Annotated in this window: 16 protein-coding genes; 8 read left to right on the forward strand and 8 right to left on the reverse strand. The window is 65.1% G+C overall.

All coding sequences use genetic code 11. The features are described from left to right. Positions 1 to 91: 91 nt before the first annotated feature. Positions 92 to 1,411 (reverse strand): ABC transporter substrate-binding protein, encoded by a 1,320-nt coding sequence (locus JQ617_RS19875; protein WP_063684466.1) that lies wholly within the window; start codon positions 1,409 to 1,411, stop codon positions 92 to 94. Positions 1,412 to 1,463: 52 nt separating this feature from the next. Continuing rightward, on the reverse strand, positions 1,464 to 2,531 hold the full coding sequence (locus JQ617_RS19880; protein ID WP_212027772.1) for an ABC transporter ATP-binding protein: 1,068 nt from the start codon (positions 2,529 to 2,531) through the stop codon (positions 1,464 to 1,466). A 204-nt stretch (positions 2,532 to 2,735) separates the two neighbouring features. On the opposite strand from JQ617_RS19880, the gene gntR reads away from it, so the two are divergent. The 5 genes from gntR (at position 2,736) to JQ617_RS19905 (ending at position 7,937) form a co-directional block, all read left to right on the forward strand. Further along, on the forward strand, positions 2,736 to 3,836 hold the full coding sequence (gene gntR / locus JQ617_RS19885) for an HTH-type transcriptional regulator GntR (RefSeq protein WP_212027773.1): 1,101 nt from the start codon (positions 2,736 to 2,738) through the stop codon (positions 3,834 to 3,836). Between the two features lie 135 nt (positions 3,837 to 3,971). Beyond that, positions 3,972 to 5,801 carry an IlvD/Edd family dehydratase gene (locus JQ617_RS19890; protein ID WP_212027774.1) on the forward strand — a complete coding sequence of 610 codons (1,830 nt, stop codon included), beginning with the start codon at positions 3,972 to 3,974 and terminating at the stop codon, positions 5,799 to 5,801. A gap of 136 nt (positions 5,802 to 5,937) precedes the next feature. Further along, positions 5,938 to 6,669 carry an SDR family oxidoreductase gene (locus JQ617_RS19895; protein WP_174719239.1) on the forward strand — a complete coding sequence of 244 codons (732 nt, stop codon included), beginning with the start codon at positions 5,938 to 5,940 and terminating at the stop codon, positions 6,667 to 6,669. Between the two features lie 121 nt (positions 6,670 to 6,790). Next, positions 6,791 to 7,537, forward strand: coding sequence for an SDR family NAD(P)-dependent oxidoreductase (locus tag JQ617_RS19900; RefSeq protein WP_063684473.1), 747 nt, complete (start codon positions 6,791 to 6,793; stop codon positions 7,535 to 7,537). A 7-nt stretch (positions 7,538 to 7,544) separates the two neighbouring features. Then, a complete protein-coding gene (locus tag JQ617_RS19905) occupies positions 7,545 to 7,937 on the forward strand; it encodes a GFA family protein (RefSeq protein ID WP_212027775.1) in 393 nt (130 codons plus the stop codon). A gap of 2 nt (positions 7,938 to 7,939) precedes the next feature. Here the strand turns inward: JQ617_RS19905 and JQ617_RS19910 are convergent, their stop codons facing one another. After that, positions 7,940 to 8,839, reverse strand: a complete 900-nt coding sequence (locus JQ617_RS19910; protein ID WP_212027776.1) for a DMT family transporter — start codon at positions 8,837 to 8,839, stop codon at positions 7,940 to 7,942. A gap of 88 nt (positions 8,840 to 8,927) precedes the next feature. On the opposite strand from JQ617_RS19910, the gene JQ617_RS19915 reads away from it, so the two are divergent. From JQ617_RS19915 to JQ617_RS19925, 3 genes are all read left to right on the forward strand, one after another. After that, the gene (locus tag JQ617_RS19915; protein ID WP_212027777.1) at positions 8,928 to 9,800 is read left to right on the forward strand and encodes a LysR substrate-binding domain-containing protein; all 873 of its coding nucleotides are present in this window, start codon (positions 8,928 to 8,930) and stop codon (positions 9,798 to 9,800) included. 69 nt (positions 9,801 to 9,869) lie between these two features. Continuing rightward, positions 9,870 to 10,550 carry a site-2 protease family protein gene (locus tag JQ617_RS19920; RefSeq protein ID WP_212027778.1) on the forward strand — a complete coding sequence of 227 codons (681 nt, stop codon included), beginning with the start codon at positions 9,870 to 9,872 and terminating at the stop codon, positions 10,548 to 10,550. A 63-nt stretch (positions 10,551 to 10,613) separates the two neighbouring features. Next, positions 10,614 to 11,036 carry a hypothetical protein gene (locus JQ617_RS19925; protein WP_145660068.1) on the forward strand — a complete coding sequence of 141 codons (423 nt, stop codon included), beginning with the start codon at positions 10,614 to 10,616 and terminating at the stop codon, positions 11,034 to 11,036. Here the strand turns inward: JQ617_RS19925 and JQ617_RS19930 are convergent. From JQ617_RS19930 to JQ617_RS19950, 5 genes are read right to left on the reverse strand one after another with little or no spacing between them, the layout of a single operon-like run. Continuing rightward, positions 11,024 to 11,851 carry an energy transducer TonB gene (locus JQ617_RS19930; RefSeq protein WP_212027779.1) on the reverse strand — a complete coding sequence of 276 codons (828 nt, stop codon included), beginning with the start codon at positions 11,849 to 11,851 and terminating at the stop codon, positions 11,024 to 11,026. The two genes, JQ617_RS19925 and JQ617_RS19930, sit on opposite strands and share 13 nt — an antisense overlap. A gap of 9 nt (positions 11,852 to 11,860) precedes the next feature. Further along, positions 11,861 to 12,325 (reverse strand): TonB system transport protein ExbD, encoded by a 465-nt coding sequence (gene exbD / locus JQ617_RS19935; RefSeq protein ID WP_212027780.1) that lies wholly within the window; start codon positions 12,323 to 12,325, stop codon positions 11,861 to 11,863. A gap of 3 nt (positions 12,326 to 12,328) precedes the next feature. Then, positions 12,329 to 13,264, reverse strand: coding sequence for a tonB-system energizer ExbB (gene exbB / locus JQ617_RS19940; protein ID WP_212027781.1), 936 nt, complete (start codon positions 13,262 to 13,264; stop codon positions 12,329 to 12,331). Then, a complete protein-coding gene (locus JQ617_RS19945) occupies positions 13,261 to 13,950 on the reverse strand; it encodes a Fe2+-dependent dioxygenase (RefSeq protein WP_145658693.1) in 690 nt (229 codons plus the stop codon). The genes exbB and JQ617_RS19945 overlap by 4 nt, the downstream gene beginning before the upstream one ends. Before the next feature lie 2 nt (positions 13,951 to 13,952). After that, positions 13,953 to 16,358 carry a TonB-dependent receptor domain-containing protein gene (locus JQ617_RS19950; protein WP_212027894.1) on the reverse strand — a complete coding sequence of 802 codons (2,406 nt, stop codon included), beginning with the start codon at positions 16,356 to 16,358 and terminating at the stop codon, positions 13,953 to 13,955. Positions 16,359 to 16,535 lie beyond the last annotated feature (177 nt).

Genomic DNA, 16,535 nt, shown 5'->3' on the forward strand with positions numbered 1-16,535 from the left:
GGCCCGGGGAATTGCGACATCAGCCATGCCCGATATCCCTGATCGAAAGGTTGACGAGCGGGCGGCCGGAAGGCCGCCCGCCCCGTGACCGTCAGCGGTAGATACGCTTCAGCTGGCGCTCGGCTTCCGCCATCGCGCCCTTCGTATCCTTGGCGCCGGTGCAGTAGTTGGCGAACATGTCGACGACGATGAAGTCGGCGATCGCGGTCGCCGCCTTCTCGCCGACCGTGCCGATGCCGGACGCCGGCAGCGTGCGCTTGGAGGCCTGCGAGAACACGTAGTTCTTGGGATCGGCCTTCCAGATCGGCGCCGTTTCGTAGGCGTTCAGGGTCTGCGTCAGATAGCCCTGCGCGCCGTCCAGCCACTTCTCGTAGTTTTCCTTCTCAAGCATGAAGGCGATGAAGGCCTTCGACGCGTTCGGATATTTGGTGAAGTTGAAGGCGAGGATCGGCAGCGCGAGCTGCAGTTCGGTCGGCTTGCCGACCGGGCCGACCGGCCAGAGCGCGTGATAGGTGTCCTCGGCCAGCTCCTTCTTGGTCGGGTCGGTCTTGGCGGCGACGTAGATCGAGATGCCGTTCGCCGTGCAATAGAGCTCGCCGGCGAGGTAGGCCTTGTTGTTGGAGGAGTCGTTCCAGGACGGGGTGCCCGGAATGAAGGCGTCGTAGAGCGCCTTGCAGTACTCCAGCGCCTTCGCCGTCTCCGGCGAATTGATGATGATCTTGTCGTTCTGGTCGACCGTGTAGGCGCCGTGGCCCCACAGCACCCAGTGCAGCCACGAATTGCCGTCGCCCGAGGCGTGTCCGAGCGCGAAGCCGGCCGGCGTGTTGTTGGCCTTCAGCGCCTTGCACATCTCGAGGAAACCCGGGAAGTCCTTCGGGAATTCCTTGAAGCCGGCTTTGTCGAGCGCCGACTTGCGGTAGGTCATGTAGCCGCCGTTGGTCGCGACGGGAATGCCGAGCCAGTCGTCGCCGAGCTTGCAGGTCTTGGCCGCCGCATCGGTCCAGCCGCCGTACTTCTTGCCGAGGTAATCGGCGACGTCGTTCATCTTCAGGACTTTGGTGGGGAAGAGCTGCGGCAGCGTGTGCAGACCCCAGGCGAGATCGAGACCCGAGCCGGTGTTGGCCGCAACCGAAGCCTTCGGCTGCACGTCCTCGAAGGACTCGCTGAACACGTTCATCTCGGTGCCGGTCGCGGCCTTGAACGCCGCCACCATCGCGTTGAATGCATCGTCTTCCGCCGGCACGAAACGCTTCCAGCGCATCACGGTCAGCTTGGCGCCCGGCTCTGCCTTCCAGGGCGCGGTCTGTGCCCAGGCCCTGGCGAAGTCGAACAGTGCCGGCCCGGTCAGCGCACCGGTGGCAGCCAGAGCCGTTCCGCCTTGAAGCAGAGCCCGGCGGGTAAAGTCTTGCATGTCGTCCTCCCTGTAATGTTTTTTGTTGGCTTATGCCTTGTCGTCTTATGCGCTAGGCGTTCATGCGCTTGCCCGTCGCGTCGTCGAACAGATGGACCAGCGACGGGTCGGGCTTCAGCCGGACCTTGTCGCCCGGATTGAACTGGTGCCGCTCGCGGAATACCGCGACGACCTGCTCGCCGCCGACCTTGGCGAACACCTGCGTCTCCGAGCCGGTCGGCTCGACCACGATGATCTCCGCCTCGGCGCCGTCATCGGCGATGGTGAAATGCTCGGGCCGCACGCCATAGACCGCCGGGCGGCCGTCGGAGCCGGCCGGCGCGGACTTGAGCGGCAGCTTCACGCCGTTCGGGCCCTCGAAGGTCGCGACGCCGTTGACGCGCACATGGCCCTTGAGGAAGTTCATGGCGGGCGAGCCGATGAAGCCGGCGACGAACTGGTTCTCGGGCTTGTCGTAGAGCTCGAGCGGCGTGCCCATCTGCTCGACGATGCCGTCATGCATGACGACGATCTTGTCGGCCATGGTCATGGCCTCGATCTGGTCGTGGGTGACGTAGACGGTGGTGGTCTTCAGCCGCTGGTGCAGCTCCTTGATCTCGGTGCGCATGGCGACGCGCAGCTTGGCATCGAGGTTCGAGAGCGGCTCGTCGAACAGGAAGACCTGCGGATCGCGCACGATGGCGCGGCCCATGGCGACGCGCTGGCGCTGACCGCCCGAGAGCTGGCGCGGATAGCGGTCGAGCAGCGGCGAGAGCGCGAGGATCTCGGCGGCGCGCTTGACGCGCTTGTTGATCTCGTCGGAGCCGGCATTCCGCAGCTTGAGCGAGAAGCCCATGTTGTCCGCGACCGTCATGTGCGGATAGAGCGCGTAGTTCTGGAACACCATCGCAATGTCCCGCTCCTTGGGCTGGACATTGTTGACGACGCGGTCGCCGATCGAGATCGTGCCGGAGGTGATGTTCTCGAGGCCGGCGAGCATGCGCAGAAGCGTCGACTTGCCGCAGCCGGAGGGACCAACCAGAACGACGAACTGTCCGTCCTCGATCGGAATCGTGACGCCGTGCAGGACTTCAAAATTGCCGAACGATTTCCGCACGTCGCGGATTTGCACAGACGACATCTAGCTCCCTCCTCCGACTCAGGCGACGCAACTGTCACGCCGCCACCGTCTTGTTTTTCTGAACTTCGCCGAACGAAGCCCCCCCATAGCAGGCTACATTGTCGGCAGTTTGCGCGGCTTTGGCAATTTGTCTTTGGTTAGTCGTTGCTGGTAGCGCTGTCAACGATCCTTTGTTTGCGCCAATGGCTATGCTAAGAGCAACAAATGGGTCGAAAACGCACCAAGTCAGGCAAAATCCGGCTGGCGGAAGTGGCCGAGCTCGCCGGCGTGAGCCCGATCACCGCGTCCCGTTTCTTCCGCAACCCCGAAGCGCTGTCGGTGGCCAAGCGGACGCGGGTCGAAAGCGCGGCCAAGGAGCTCGGCTACGTGCCCAACCTTGCGGCACGCGCCCTCGCCTCGCAGCGCACCGAAGTGATCGGTGTCTTGATTCCGTCACTCACCAACAACGTGTTCTCCGACGTGCTGCGCGGCATCTACGACGCTTCCGAAGGCAGCCGCTACTCGATCCAGTTGTCCAACACACGCTACAGCATTCTCCAGGAGGAGAAGCTGCTGCGGCTATTTCTCGCACAGAAGCCGGCCGGCCTGATCGTCACCGGCATCGACCAGACCGCGGAATCGCGCGCGATGCTGGAGGCGGCCGACTGCCCGATCGTGCAGATCATGGAGATCGGCCCCAATCCGGTCGACATGATGATCGGCTTTTCCCACTATGATGCAGCGCGCGCGGCGGTTGCGCACCTGTTCGCGCAGGGCCGCCGCAGGATCGGCTTCGTCGGCGCGCGCATGGATCCCAGGGTGCAGCGCCGGCTGGACGGATATGTCTCGGCCATGAAGGACGCCGGCCTGTTCGAGCAGCGCCTCGTCGTCACCACGGGGACGCCGACCTCGGTGACGCTCGGCGGCGCCCTCTTCACCGATCTGCTGGCGCGCGAGCCGGACCTCGATGCGGTGTTCTGCGCCAATGACGACCTCGCGCTCGGCGTGCTGTTCGAATGCCGGCGCCGCGAGTTCGAAGTGCCCGAGCAGATCGCGATCGTCGGCTTCAACGATCTCGAGTTCATGGCCTCCGCCGTCCCCACCCTCACCAGCGTGCGCACCAACCGCTACGAGATGGGCAAGACGGCCGCCAGCATGCTGATCGAGGCGATCGAGGGACGGCGCCCGGAGCAGCCGGTGCTCGATCTCGGCTTCAAGGTGATCGAGCGGCAAAGCTCGGCATCCCGGCAGTCGGACAACAGGCCGGCCCTGACCGGCGGCGGCGCACCGAACAAAATGGTAGCGTTACCAAGTAGCCATGACTAGTATCGCACTTGTGAGGAAACGCCCCGCCAGCGGGCAGGCAGACCATTGCTCACGCCGTTGGGCAGCGCACAAGCCGACAGCCCAGTATCCACGCCGGTGACCGACGCCGGTGCGTTTGCATTGCAGGAGACAACAATGACAAAAAAGCCAACCAATGGACACGCGCCCGCCGGCAACGGCGCCCGCCGTCACCTTCGCTCGCAGGAATGGTTCAACAACCCGCATAATCCGGGCATGACCGCGCTCTATATGGAGCGCTATCTGAATTACGGCCTCACCCGCGCCGAGCTGCAGTCCGGCAAGCCGATCATCGGCATCGCCCAGACCGGCAACGACCTCTCCCCCTGCAACCGCCATCATATCGAGCTTGCCCACCGCGTCCGCGAAGGCATCCGCGAGGCCGGCGGCATTGCGATGGAATTCCCGACCCACCCCATCCAGGAGACCGGCAAGCGCCCGACCGCGGCGCTCGACCGTAACCTCGCCTATCTCGGCCTGGTCGAGATCCTCTACGGCTACCCGCTCGACGGCGTCGTGCTCACCACCGGCTGCGACAAGACCACGCCGGCCTGCATGATGGCGGCGGCAACCGTGAACCTGCCCGCGATCGTGCTGTCGGGCGGCCCGATGCTGAACGGCTGGCATGCCGGCGAGCGCACCGGCTCCGGCACCATCGTCTGGAAGTCGCGCGAGCGGCTCGCCGCGGGCGAGATCGATTATGAAGAGTTCATGGAGATCGTGGCGTCGTCGGCGCCCTCGGTCGGCCATTGCAACACCATGGGCACCGCCTCGACCATGAACGGCCTCGCCGAAGCGCTCGGCTTCTCGCTGCCGGGCTGCGCGGCGATCCCCGCCCCCTACCGCGAGCGCGGCCAGATCGCCTACGAGACCGGCAAGCGCATCGTCGAGATGGTCTGGGAAGATCTCAAGCCTTCGGACATCCTGACCCGCAAGGCGTTCGAGAACTGCATCGTGATCAACTCGGCGATCGGCGGCTCGACCAACGCCCCGATCCACATCAACGCGCTGGCCCGTCACATCGGCGTCGAGCTGTCGATCGACGACTGGCAGAAGGTCGGCCACGACGTGCCGCTTCTGGTCAACATGCAGCCGGCCGGCTTCTATCTCGGCGAGGAATTCCACCGCGCCGGCGGCGTGCCGGCCGTGGTGCGCGAATTGATGAAGCACAAGCGCATCCACGAGGATGCCGTCACGGTCAACGGCCGCGGCATCGGCGAGAACTGCAAGGACGCGCCCAAGCCCGACAACGACGTGATCTGGGCCTATGACAAGCCGCTGGTGAAGGACGCCGGCTTCCTGGTGCTGAAGGGCAATCTGTTCGATTCCGCGATCATGAAGACCAGCGTGATCTCCAAGGAATTTCGCGACCGCTATCTCAGCAACGCGAAGGACCTCAACGCGTTCGAGGGCCGCGCCATCGTGTTCGAAGGACCTGAGGATTATCACGACCGGATCGACGACGCCTCGCTCGGCATCGACGAGCACTGCGTGCTGTTCATCCGCGGCACCGGCCCGATCGGTTACCCCGGCGGCGCCGAGGTCGTGAACATGCAGCCGCCGGCGGCGCTGATCAAACGCGGCATCCTGTCCCTGCCCTGCATCGGCGACGGCCGCCAGTCCGGCACGTCGGGTTCGCCCTCGATCCTGAACGCTTCGCCGGAAGCCGCCGCCAATGGCGGCCTTGCGGTCCTCAAGACCGGCGACAAGGTGCGCATCGACCTCAACAAGGGCAGCGCCAACATCCTGATCTCGGACGAGGAGCTGAAGAAGCGCCACGCCGAGCTGAAGGCCAGCGGCGGCTTCAAGCATCCCGCGAACCAGACACCGTGGCAGGAGATCTATCGCAATACCGTCGGCCAGCAATCGACCGGCGCCTGCATGGAGCTCGCCACGCGCTACCAGAACGTCGCCGGCACCTTTGGTGTGGCGCGGGATAATCACTGAGTTAGGTACGTGTAGCCCGGATGGAGCGTAGCGAAATCCGGGTTCACCATCCGCGAACGCAGGATCCCGGATTACGCTGGCGCTCCATCCGGGCTACGGCGTCACGGCAATGAGGAAAATCGAGGAGAACAAGAAAATGGCAGACCGCCTCAAGGGAAAGCGCGCCGTCGTCACGGCAGCGGCAGCAGGCATCGGGCGCGCATGCGCACTCGCGTTCGCGCGTGAAGGCGCAACCGTCATCGCCACCGACATCAACGAGGCCGGCATCGCCGGCCTGACCAAGGAAGGCATTGCCGAGGTCGCCAAGCTAGACGTCCGCAACACCGCCGACGTCAACGCCTTTGCCAAGCGCGTCGGCAAGATCGACATCCTGCTCAACGCGGCCGGCTTCGTGCATCACGGCACCATCCTGGAATGCTCGGAAGAGGATTTCGACTTCTCGTTCGACCTCAACGTCAAGTCGATGCACCGGACCATCAAGGCCTTCCTGCCCGACATGATCGCGGGCGGCGGCGGCAGCATCGTCAACATCTCGTCCTGCGCAGCCCTGAGGCCACCGGCGAACCGTTACGTCTACAGCTCGTCGAAGGCGGCGGTGTCGCTGCTGTCGCGCGCGGTTGCGCTCGACTTCATCACCAAGGGCATCCGCTGCAACTCGATCTGCCCCGGCACCGTCGAGACGCCCTCGATGCTCGACCGCGCCGCGGCGCAAGGGCCGCAGGGCAAGGAGATGTTCATCTCCCGCCAGAAGATGGGCCGGCTCGGCACCGCCGAGGAGATCGCGTCCATGGCGGTCTATCTCGGCAGCGACGAGAGCGCCTTCACCACCGGCGTCGACCTCGTCGTCGACGGCGGCTACATGCTCTGATCAACGCCTCATCCCCGGGAGGCGCGAGCGCGCCGTCGCGAGGGATGGGCCACGGGCTCCATGGTTCGAGACGCGCGCCAGGTGCGCGCTCCTCACCATGAGGGACAGGGAGGGTTTCGCGATGAACAAGATCGATCTCCAGGGGCGCGTCGCCATCGTCACCGGCGGCGCCCAGGGTTTTGGCCGCGCCATCACCGAGCGCTTCGTCGGCTCCGGCGCCAAGGTCGCGATCTGGGATTTTGACCAGGGGCTGGCCGAGAAGACGGCCAAAGAGGTTGGCGGCGAGACCAAGGTCTTCAAGGTCGACGTCACCGACACCGCGGCCGTCGAGCAGGCCCGCGATGCGACGCTGGCCGCTTTCGGCAAGATCGACATCCTCGTCAACAACGCCGGCATCGCCGGCGTCAACAAGCCGGTCTGGGAGACCGACCTCGAGGAATGGCGCAAGGTGCTGCGCATCAACCTCGACGGTCCCTTCATCGTCAGCAAGGCGATCGTGCCCGAAATGCTCAAGCAGAAATACGGGCGGATCGTGAACATCGCCTCGATCGCCGGCAAGGAAGGCAACCCGAACGCGGCGCACTATTCGGCGTCCAAGGCCGGCCTGATCGCGCTGACGAAGTCGCTCGGCAAGGAGCTCGCCGCGCACGACATTCTCGTCAACGCGGTGACCCCGGCGGCCGCCAAGACCGCGATCTTCGACCAGATGACGCAGCAGCACATCGACTTCATGCTGTCGAAGATCCCGAAGGCGCGCTTCGTGCTGGTGGAGGAGCTGGCCGCGATGGTGGCGTGGCTGTCGTCGCAGGACTGCGCATTCTCGACCGGCGCCGTGTTCGACATCTCGGGCGGCCGGGCAACCTATTGAGGGCGTCATGATCCGGGAAGGTGGATGCCTCTGCGGCGCGGTGCGGTTCAAGGCGGAGGGCGAGCCGCTCAACGTCCGCATCTGCCATTGCCGCATGTGCCAGAAGGCGATGGGCTCGCCTTACTTCGTCCGCGCGCAGTTCGACCAGCGCGCGCTGACCGTCGAGGGCGAGACCGAGCGCTATGCCTCGTCCGAGGCGATCGACCGCGTGTTCTGCAAGCGCTGCGGCACGCGCCTGTTTTCGTGGCGGCGCAACGGGACGCTGGCGGGCGTCTCGCTGACCACGTTCGACGATCGCAACGCCTTCACGCCGACCGAGCACATCTGGGTCTCGGAAAAGCTGGCATGGCTCAAGATCGACGACGGCCTGGTCCAATACCAGGGGACCATCCCGGCGTAAGATCAGGCTTGCTGTGACGCGGTCTCAGCACGCCGGCCTGTCGTCGTCGCGATCCAGATCCCCGCAAACACCGCGACGATCCCCGCTGCGAGATTCCAGCGCAGCGGCTCTTGCAGCAGCCACGCCCCGACCAGCGATGCAGTGATCGGATTGACCGTCACCGAGATCGCGACGCGCGTCGGCGTCGTCCGCTCCAGCGCGAAGGCCCAGAGATAGAAGGTCAGCGCCGCGCCGAAGGCGCCGAGATAGAGAGCTGCCAGCCATTGCGGCGCACCGAAGCCGGCGACGGGCGCAAAGCTGCCGCGAACACCCGAGAGCAGGATGAGGCAGGTCGCCCCCGCCGCCATGCTCATCGTCGTGAACGCGATCGGGCTGGAGCGGCGGATCAGCGGCCTCGACCAGATGCCGTAGAGCGCCATGCACAGCGCCGCCGCCATCATCAGGAGATCGCCGCGCCAGGCACCTGCCGGTGCCGAGGTGAGATCCGAGAGCAGCGCGACCGCCACACCTGAGGTCGCGATCACGACGCCGATCGATTTGCGCCAGGTCAGCGCTTCGGCGCCGAGCGCAGCCCCAATCAACAGCGACAGTAGCGGCAGCGTCGAGAGAGCGAGCGCGCCACGCGCGGCGGTCGTGAAGATCAAGGACGCGTTGAACAGGATCGGGAAGACGGCGAAGAAGAGCAAGCCGAGTCCGAAAGCGGCCGCCCACTCCCCTCGCCCCGGCCATCGGTCGCCGCGCAGCAGCGTCAGCGGCAGCAGGAAAAGAAAGCCGATGCCGAACCGGAACGAGCCGATCGCGAGCGGATCGAGGCTGCTCACGAGATAGCGCGTCGCGCCGATCGACGTGCCGCCCAGCGCGCTCGACAGCACCGCGGCCAGAACGCCCAAAACTTCACCCACGATTCCTCCGTCGATGCTTTGAAAACAGCATACGAGGCGCGCCGAAACTGGGAATGGAATTTCCGTCATGGCAGGATAAGTTTTCATCATGACCGCGCCGCCCCTCGATCCCGATCTGCTGAAGGCCTTTATCGCCGTTGCCGAGCATCGCTCCTTCACGCGCGCGGCGGCGACGCTCAACCGGACCCAGTCGGCCGTCAGCGTCCAGATCAGGCGCCTGGAGGAACGGCTCGACACCAGGCTGTTTCAACGCGCGAGGGCCGGCGTCACGCTGACCGCAGCGGGCAACGAGCTCCTCGTCTATGCAAGGCGGCTGCTCGACCTCAATGCAGAGGCCGTCGACGCGCTGCGCAGGCGCAAGCGCGACGACGTCGTCCGCCTCGGCGTGATGGACGATTACGGCACGCTCGTCATTCCGCCCCTGCTGGCGCGCTTTGCGCGAAACCATCCCGGGATCCGTGTCGAGATCGAGACCGGATTGACCGCGACAATGCCGGCGCGACTCGGGGACGCCTATGACCTCGTTATCGCCATGCATCCGGAAGGCCGCGGAAACGGCGAGCTGCTGCGACGCGAGCAGGCAGTGTGGGCCGCGGCAAACTCATATCCGGTCGCGGCGCAGGACACGCTGCCCGTCGCGCTCTATCCGCCGGGCTGCCTGTTCCGGCAATGGGCTGCGGAGGCGCTCGATGCCGCCGGCCGTCCGTGGCGGCTGGCCTTTGTCAGCCGGACGCTTGGTGCGGTCGAAGCAATCGCAGCACAGGGTCTTGCGATCACCGTCGTGAAAGCCGGCACTCTGCCCGCTCGCCTCCGCGTCTTGTCGGAGCGCGACGGCCTGCCCCCGCTGCCGGCGGCGGACATCCGCCTCCACCGTGCGCGCAACCTGTCACGCGCGGGCGGGCTGCTGGCGGATCATTTACAGCTTGGGATTTCGGAACCGGCGTCCCATATGCTGACCTGACGCGTTGCCCCACCACCGGATTGGCCGGGTTGGCTGCAAGGCCGCGAGCCAAACCGGGACGGACGAGCCGTGAACGTTTCCCTTTATGACCTCTCCGTGTGGGTGCTGCCGCTCGTGCTCGCCATCACCTTCCACGAGGCCGCGCACGCTTTCGTTGCCTACCGCCTCGGCGACAATACAGCCTGGCAGCTCGGCCGCGTCAGCTTCAACCCGCTCAAGCATATCGACCCGTTCGGCACCGTGATCCTCCCGGCAATGCTGCTGTTTGCGCATTCGCCGTTCCTGTTCGGCTATGCCAAGCCGGTGCCGGTGAATTTCCGCAAGCTCAACCACCCCAGGCTCGACATGGTCTGGGTGGCCTTGGCGGGGCCCGCCACCAACATCCTGCTGGCACTTGCGGCGGCACTGGCCCTGCACGCCCTGCCCTTGGCGCCGGCGGGGGCGGCGCAGTGGATCTTCGACAACCTCAAGAATGCGCTGATCATCAATGCCGTCCTGGCGGTGTTCAACATGATGCCGATCCCGCCGCTGGACGGCGGCCGCGTCGCGGTCGGGCTGTTGCCGCGGCCGCTTGCCTTGCCGCTCGCCCGGCTCGAGCCGTTCGGTATGCTGATCCTGATCGGCCTCTTGATCCTGTTGCCGCTCGCGGGCTCGCAGTTCGGTCTAAATCTTGATGTTATTTCAGGAATACTGCGAACGTTGACCGGTTATGTGATTCAGGCTGTTCTCTTCCTGACCGGCAATGGGTAGTTGAACTACACCACCCGAACACGAGCCGAAGGGCCAGAGGCCGACTTGGTCAAAGCTGCCGATATGCTGATCGCGCGACGCGCGGACACCCGTGCCCGCGCCGATTTCGCCACCTGGAAGATGATGGCCAAGCTCAACGGGTCGTCCGCGCTGCCTCCGGAGGCGCAGGAGTTCCTCTCGAGCTACAAGAACCTGCTGGCGCAGATGAGCGAGGGCGAGGCCACCGAGGCGACCATCGGCGCGATCTACAAGGCCTACTATGCCGAGATGGGCGGTGCGGGAACTCCGCCTGACGTCCGCCCCCGCCAGTCCGAGCCGGCAGCGGACAATGTTACCGCCTTCCGTCGTCCCCCGCCGAAGCCGAAGACATCAGGCTTTTTCGGGACCGGCGCGGCCGCGGGAACCCAGAAACGGCCTCTCCCCGTGGCGCTGATCTTCGCCTGCCTGGTCGTGGTCTATGTCGGGATCCGGCTCTACTGGCGCTGAGCCTGCTTCTTCTTTTTCTTGTCGTCCGGCGGCTTGAACATGATCTCGACCGTGCGCTCGTAGCGGTCCTCGGTCAGCGCGGCCGGCGGCGTCGGGAACGGATCGGATTTGTGGACCATGGAGATCGCGGCCGCATCGTAGGCCGGATCCCCTGACGACTGCACCACGTCCACCGACAGCACGTTGCCCCGCCGGTTCAGCGCGAAGCTCACCTTGGCGGTCTGGTTATTGGGTTCCTTGCCCTCCGGATTGACCTTGTGCGCCGAAAGATGCGCGCTGATCTTCCGGTTCCAGTCGGCCGTCAGCTTCAGCAGGTCCTTGCCGATGCCGAGCACGGGCGCCATCGCCTTCTCGGCCTCGCGCGTGGCGTCCTCGAAGGTCTGCCGCTCCATCGCGACCGACTTCTGCGACGCTTCCATCGCGGGCGTCTCGACGGCCGCGAGCTTCGGATCGTCGTCCTGCTCCTTCTTCGGCTTGTTCTCGGTGACGATCCGGTCGGCCTCCTCGACCTGTTGCGGCCGGTCCTGCGGCAGATCCGTCTCCTTGACCTCGGCCTTCTGCTCGGGCAGCGCCGGGCGCTCCTCCTGCTCCTCCGAGTCAGTCGGCCCGGGCGGCATGTCGGTCTCGCGCGCCGGCGGCGACGTCATCTCGACCGCGAACTCCGCCCCTGCCGCGCCCAACCCTTCGTCGCCGTCGTCGGCCTGCAGATTTGCCAGCGCGAGCGCAGCCCCACCCACGTGGAGCACGACTGCAGCGACCGCAGCGAGGATCCACAGCTTCCGGGATGATCTGGGTTCGAGCTCAGCGTCGGACATGACGATCCCTTAGGGCTGCGCTGTGCCTGCGGCAGGCGCGCCCGCCGCCGAAGGTGGCCCTTCGAGCGCAACCAGCTTCACCCGTGTGTAGCCGCCGGAGCGCAACAGCTCCATGACGCCCATCAACTCGCCATAGGGCACGGACCGATCGGCGCGCAGGAACAGGTACTTGTCCTTGCTCATGTCGGACATCGAGTCGAGCGTCATGATCAGCTCGGCGCGGTGCACGGAGTCCTCACCGATGGCGAGCGTCAGGTCACGCTTGATGCTGAGATAGGTCGGCTTGTCCGGCTTCTTCTGCGGCGTCGCGCTCGAGGTCGGCAGGTCGATCGGCAGATCGACCGTCGAGAGCGGAGCTGCGACCATGAAGATGATCAGCAGCACCAGGATGACGTCGATGAACGGCGTGACGTTGATGTCATGCGTTTCCGAGAAATCGTCGTCGTCATCGTTGTCTGCGAGCGAAACGGCCATGGTTCACTCCGCTGCGCGCGAATGCACGCTGCCGTGGCTGCGATCGAGATCGCGCGAGAGCAGCCGGGCGGCCGCGCCCGAGGCACGGCTGACCAGCTCGAGATAGCTCTTCGTCACGCGCGAGAAGTGATTGTAGATGATGACCGCGGGAATGGCGGCGACGAGGCCGATCGCGGTGGCGAGCAGCGCCTCGGCGATGCCGGGAGCGACCACGGCAAGGTTCGTGGTCTGCGACTTCGAGATGCCGATGAAGCTGTTCATGATGCCCCAGACCGTGCCGAACAGGCCGACGAAGGGCGAGGTCGAGCCGATGGTCGCGAGCACGCCCATGCCGATGCGGATGCGCCGCGCCTCGGCGCGCACGATCTCCTGGAAGCTCGAGGCCGCGCGCTCCTTGATGCCGGCATCGCTGGAGAGCCCAGCCGACATCCGCGCCTCGCGCAGCGCCGCCGCCAGGAAGGACGGCAGGATGCCCTGCTTGGCGCCGAGCGCCATCTGCGCCTCGGCGAGCGAGCGTGCCTCGGCGATCTTCTTCAAAGCCGAACGCAGCTTGCCGGAGGCGACCGACAGCTCGATCGACTTCGCGATCAGGACCGTCCAGGTCATGAGCGACGCAAAGGCGAGCCCGATCATCACCGCCTTCACGATGACGTCCGCCGACATGAACATCACCCAGGGTGACAATTCCTTCATGGACGGCGCCATGGAGACAGCCTCCGCCTTGGCGGCGGCCGGCGCGGCAGCCGTGGGAGCCGCGGTGGCCGAGGGAGCCACCGGCGCGGCCGCGACCGGGGCCGCGGGAGCCGGGGCTGGAGCGACGACGGGTGCCTGGGCAGCCGGCTGCTGGGTTTGCGTCTGGGCCGAAACAGGCGATGCGAGCCAGGCGGCCGTCAGAACGGCGGCTGCGGCAAGACTGGCTTTGAGATTTGTGATCTTCATACTTCGGCCCAGTAGCGAATGAGATTGTGATAGATACCCGTCAATTTGACCGTTTCGGGATCGTCACGCCCGAGCCGTTCCACCAGCGCCTGTATCGCGGTGTCGAGGTCAAAGATCATGCTCCGGGCTTGATCGTCCCGTATCATGCTCTGAAGCCAGAAGAAAGACGCAACCCGCGTTCCCCGCGTCACCGGCGTGACGAGATGGAGGCTGGTCGAGGGATAGAGCACGCAGTCGCCGGCTGGCAACTTGACTTCGTGCGAACCGTAGGTGTCCTCGATCACAAGTTCGCCACCGTCATATTCTTCCGGCTCGGCGAGGAACAGCGTGACCGACAGGTCGGTGCGGATGCGAAGGCCGGTCAGACGGTCGCCGCGGATCGCGTTGTCGACATGCAGGCCGAAATGGTGGCCGCTATCGGCCGCATAGCGGTTGAACAGCGGCGGGAAGATCTGGAGCGGGATCGCCGCCGCGATGAAGCGCGGGTTCGACGTCAGCGCCGAGATGATGCGGTTGCCGAGCTTGCGCGCGACCTCGCCATCGGGCGGCAATTGCTCGTTGCGCTTGACCATGGCCGACTGCGACCCTGCGGTCGAGCGGCCATCCTCCCATTCGCTGGCATCCATGATGCGGCGGAAATCCGCCACATCATCTTTGCTCAGGATGCCAGGCAGGCACGTCAACATGATCAGAACTTCGCTGTCGTGACGATGTAGAACGCCCGCCCCGGCGCGACCGCCACGAACGGCGTCGCGCTGCGATAGAGCGTGTCGTAATAGAGCTTGTTGGTGAGGTTCTGCGCGTAGAACTTCATGGTCCAGTTCTTGTCGATCTTCTTCTCGATGAACGCGTCGAAGCGCCAATAGCTCGGGATCAGCGTACCGGTGTTGGCGCCGAAGGTGCCGCCATAGACCTTGGAGCGGAACACCGCCTGGCCGCCGAGCTCCCAGTCGCCATCGAACTTGTACTTGGTGAGCAGGCTGAACGACTGATGCGCGACGTTGGCGAGCTGCAGCCCGACATTGCTCGGGATGTTGCTCTTGGTGACCTTCGAATCCATCAGCACGAGGCCGCCGAAGATGCTCCAGCGATCGGTCAGCTTGCCGCTGGCCTCGATGTCGATACCCTGGATCCGGTACGCCGCACCCGAGGTCAGCGTAGTGCCGACGGTCTCGCGCGCATTGTCCTTGGTGGTGTGGAACAGCGCGCCGCTCACCAGCAGGTGGCGATCGAGCAGCTCCCATTTGGTGCCGACTTCCGCAGCCTTGTTCTGCTCGGGCCCGAGGATCGTGGTGCCGGTCGGCGGAGACGAGCCGTAATCCGTGCCGGTCGCGTCGAGCTCGGAGCCGAACGGATTGGTCGAGGTCGCGTAGGCCGCATAGAGGCTGCCGATCGGAACCGGCTTGTAGACGATACCGGCGTTGTAATTGACGAAGTCCGAGTCAACGTGGCTCGACGCCGCTGCAATCGACGATGTCAGCTTGTAGCTGTCCCAGCGCACACCACCGTTCACGATGATGGTGTCTTCCCAGTTCGCCGTGTCCATCACATAGACGGCGCCACTGTCGACGTTGTAGCGGGTCGGATCGCCGCCGAGCACCGGGTTGAACGGACCGGGCGTGTAGGTGTAGCCCGGCGAATACATGTTCTGCAGGGTCAGAGCGCCATTGCTGTTGGAGCCGGCACCGAACGCTTCCGACGAGAGGCCGGTGTAACGGCCAATGCCGATGCGTTCGTTGGAGACTTCGAGCCCGGTCACCGCCGTGTGCCTGACCGATCCCGTGTTGAACTTGAACGTGGCATCTTCCTGGTTGGCGATGACGTCGACCCACTGGTTGCGGCTCTGCGCGCTCGCGGTGATCGTCCACTTCGTCGGATCAGGATTGGTCGTGATCGGCGACTGCGGCAGCGTACCGATATATTCCAGCGTCGACTGCTCCATGCGGGTCCGGCTGGTCAGGGTGATGTTGTTGGTCGGCTTGTACTCGCCCGTGAGCGTGCCGAAGTCCTGCCGTGCGGTCTGGAAATCGCGGTTGAGGAAACCGTACCAGGTGCCGCGCGGAATGCCGGCTTCAGTGGCCGGCACGTTGCCCTGCTTGTAATAGGGCACGCCGAAATCCGGATAGCCGCTGAGGTCGGTGTGAACGTAGTTGGTCGTGACCTTGAAGTCGTTGGTCGGGGCGTATTTGGTCGAGACGAAGGTGCCCCAGCGATTGTCGGTCACGAAGTTGCGGCCGGCGACGTTGGCGTCCTGGAACAGACCGCCAGCACGCACCGAGAAGGTCGGATCGATGACCTGGTTGACGTCGATCGTGACGCGCTTGGTCATGTCGGTGCCGAACGTCGTCTCGGCGTTCTGGAAGTTGCGATCGGTCGCCTGCTTGGTGACGATGTTGATGGCGCCGCCCGCGGTGCCGCGGCCCGCATAGGACGAGGCCGGGCCGCGCAGGATCTCGAGCTGCTCGGTGAAGAAGTTCTCTCGGATCGAGACCGCGGGATCGCGAATGCCGTCGATGAAGACGTCGTTGCGCGCGTCGAAGCCGCGGATGAAGAAGCGATCGCCGAACGCGTTGCCGCCTTCGCCCGAGCCCAGCGTCACGCCGGCGGTCGAACGTCCAATCTCCCTCAGCGACGTCGCGTTCTTGTCGTCGAGGATCTCCTTGCTGAGCACCGTGATGGTCTTCGGCGTATTCAGAAGCGGTTCGGGAAACTTGCCTGAGGCCTGGACGCGGTCGACCTTGTAGGGCGCGGACGGATCGGCATAGGGATTGGCGTCGGCGGGGCCGGACGGCGTGGCAGGCGCAGCCTGTTGCGCTGCCTGCTGGCGCTGCGCGGCGCGACGAAGCGCGTTACGGGCACGGACCTGTTCCGCCGTCGGCTTCGAGGCGACAGGACGCGGACGCGCGACGGGAGCATCGACCGTCACCGGCGGCAGGTTGGACTGCTGCGCCTCTGCGCCGCTCGACACCGACGCCACCGCGATCAGGCTCGCAACGGCCGAGACCTTCTTGCCGGAAATGCCCGAAGACTTTTCATCAACCGGATCGAATGCTGCGACCGAACGCAACGACTTCGGTGCGACCACCTGCCCCATTACAACACGCCCCATCTTCATGTTCGCTCGTTCACTTCGACGAGCGATTGGGCTGTTGGTATCGGCGGCAAAATAGTGGGTCAATGCGGGCAAGCCGCGAGAACCCTTGAATAAGTCCAGATCAAAACGATTCTAAACTGTAGTTTGAAACGGTTCTAAACAAAGATTGGACTCGTT

Origin of the sequence: Bradyrhizobium sp. KB893862 SZCCT0404, from assembly GCF_018130885.1 — a bacterium.
Classification (GTDB): Bacteria; Pseudomonadota; Alphaproteobacteria; order Rhizobiales; family Xanthobacteraceae; genus Bradyrhizobium; species Bradyrhizobium stylosanthis.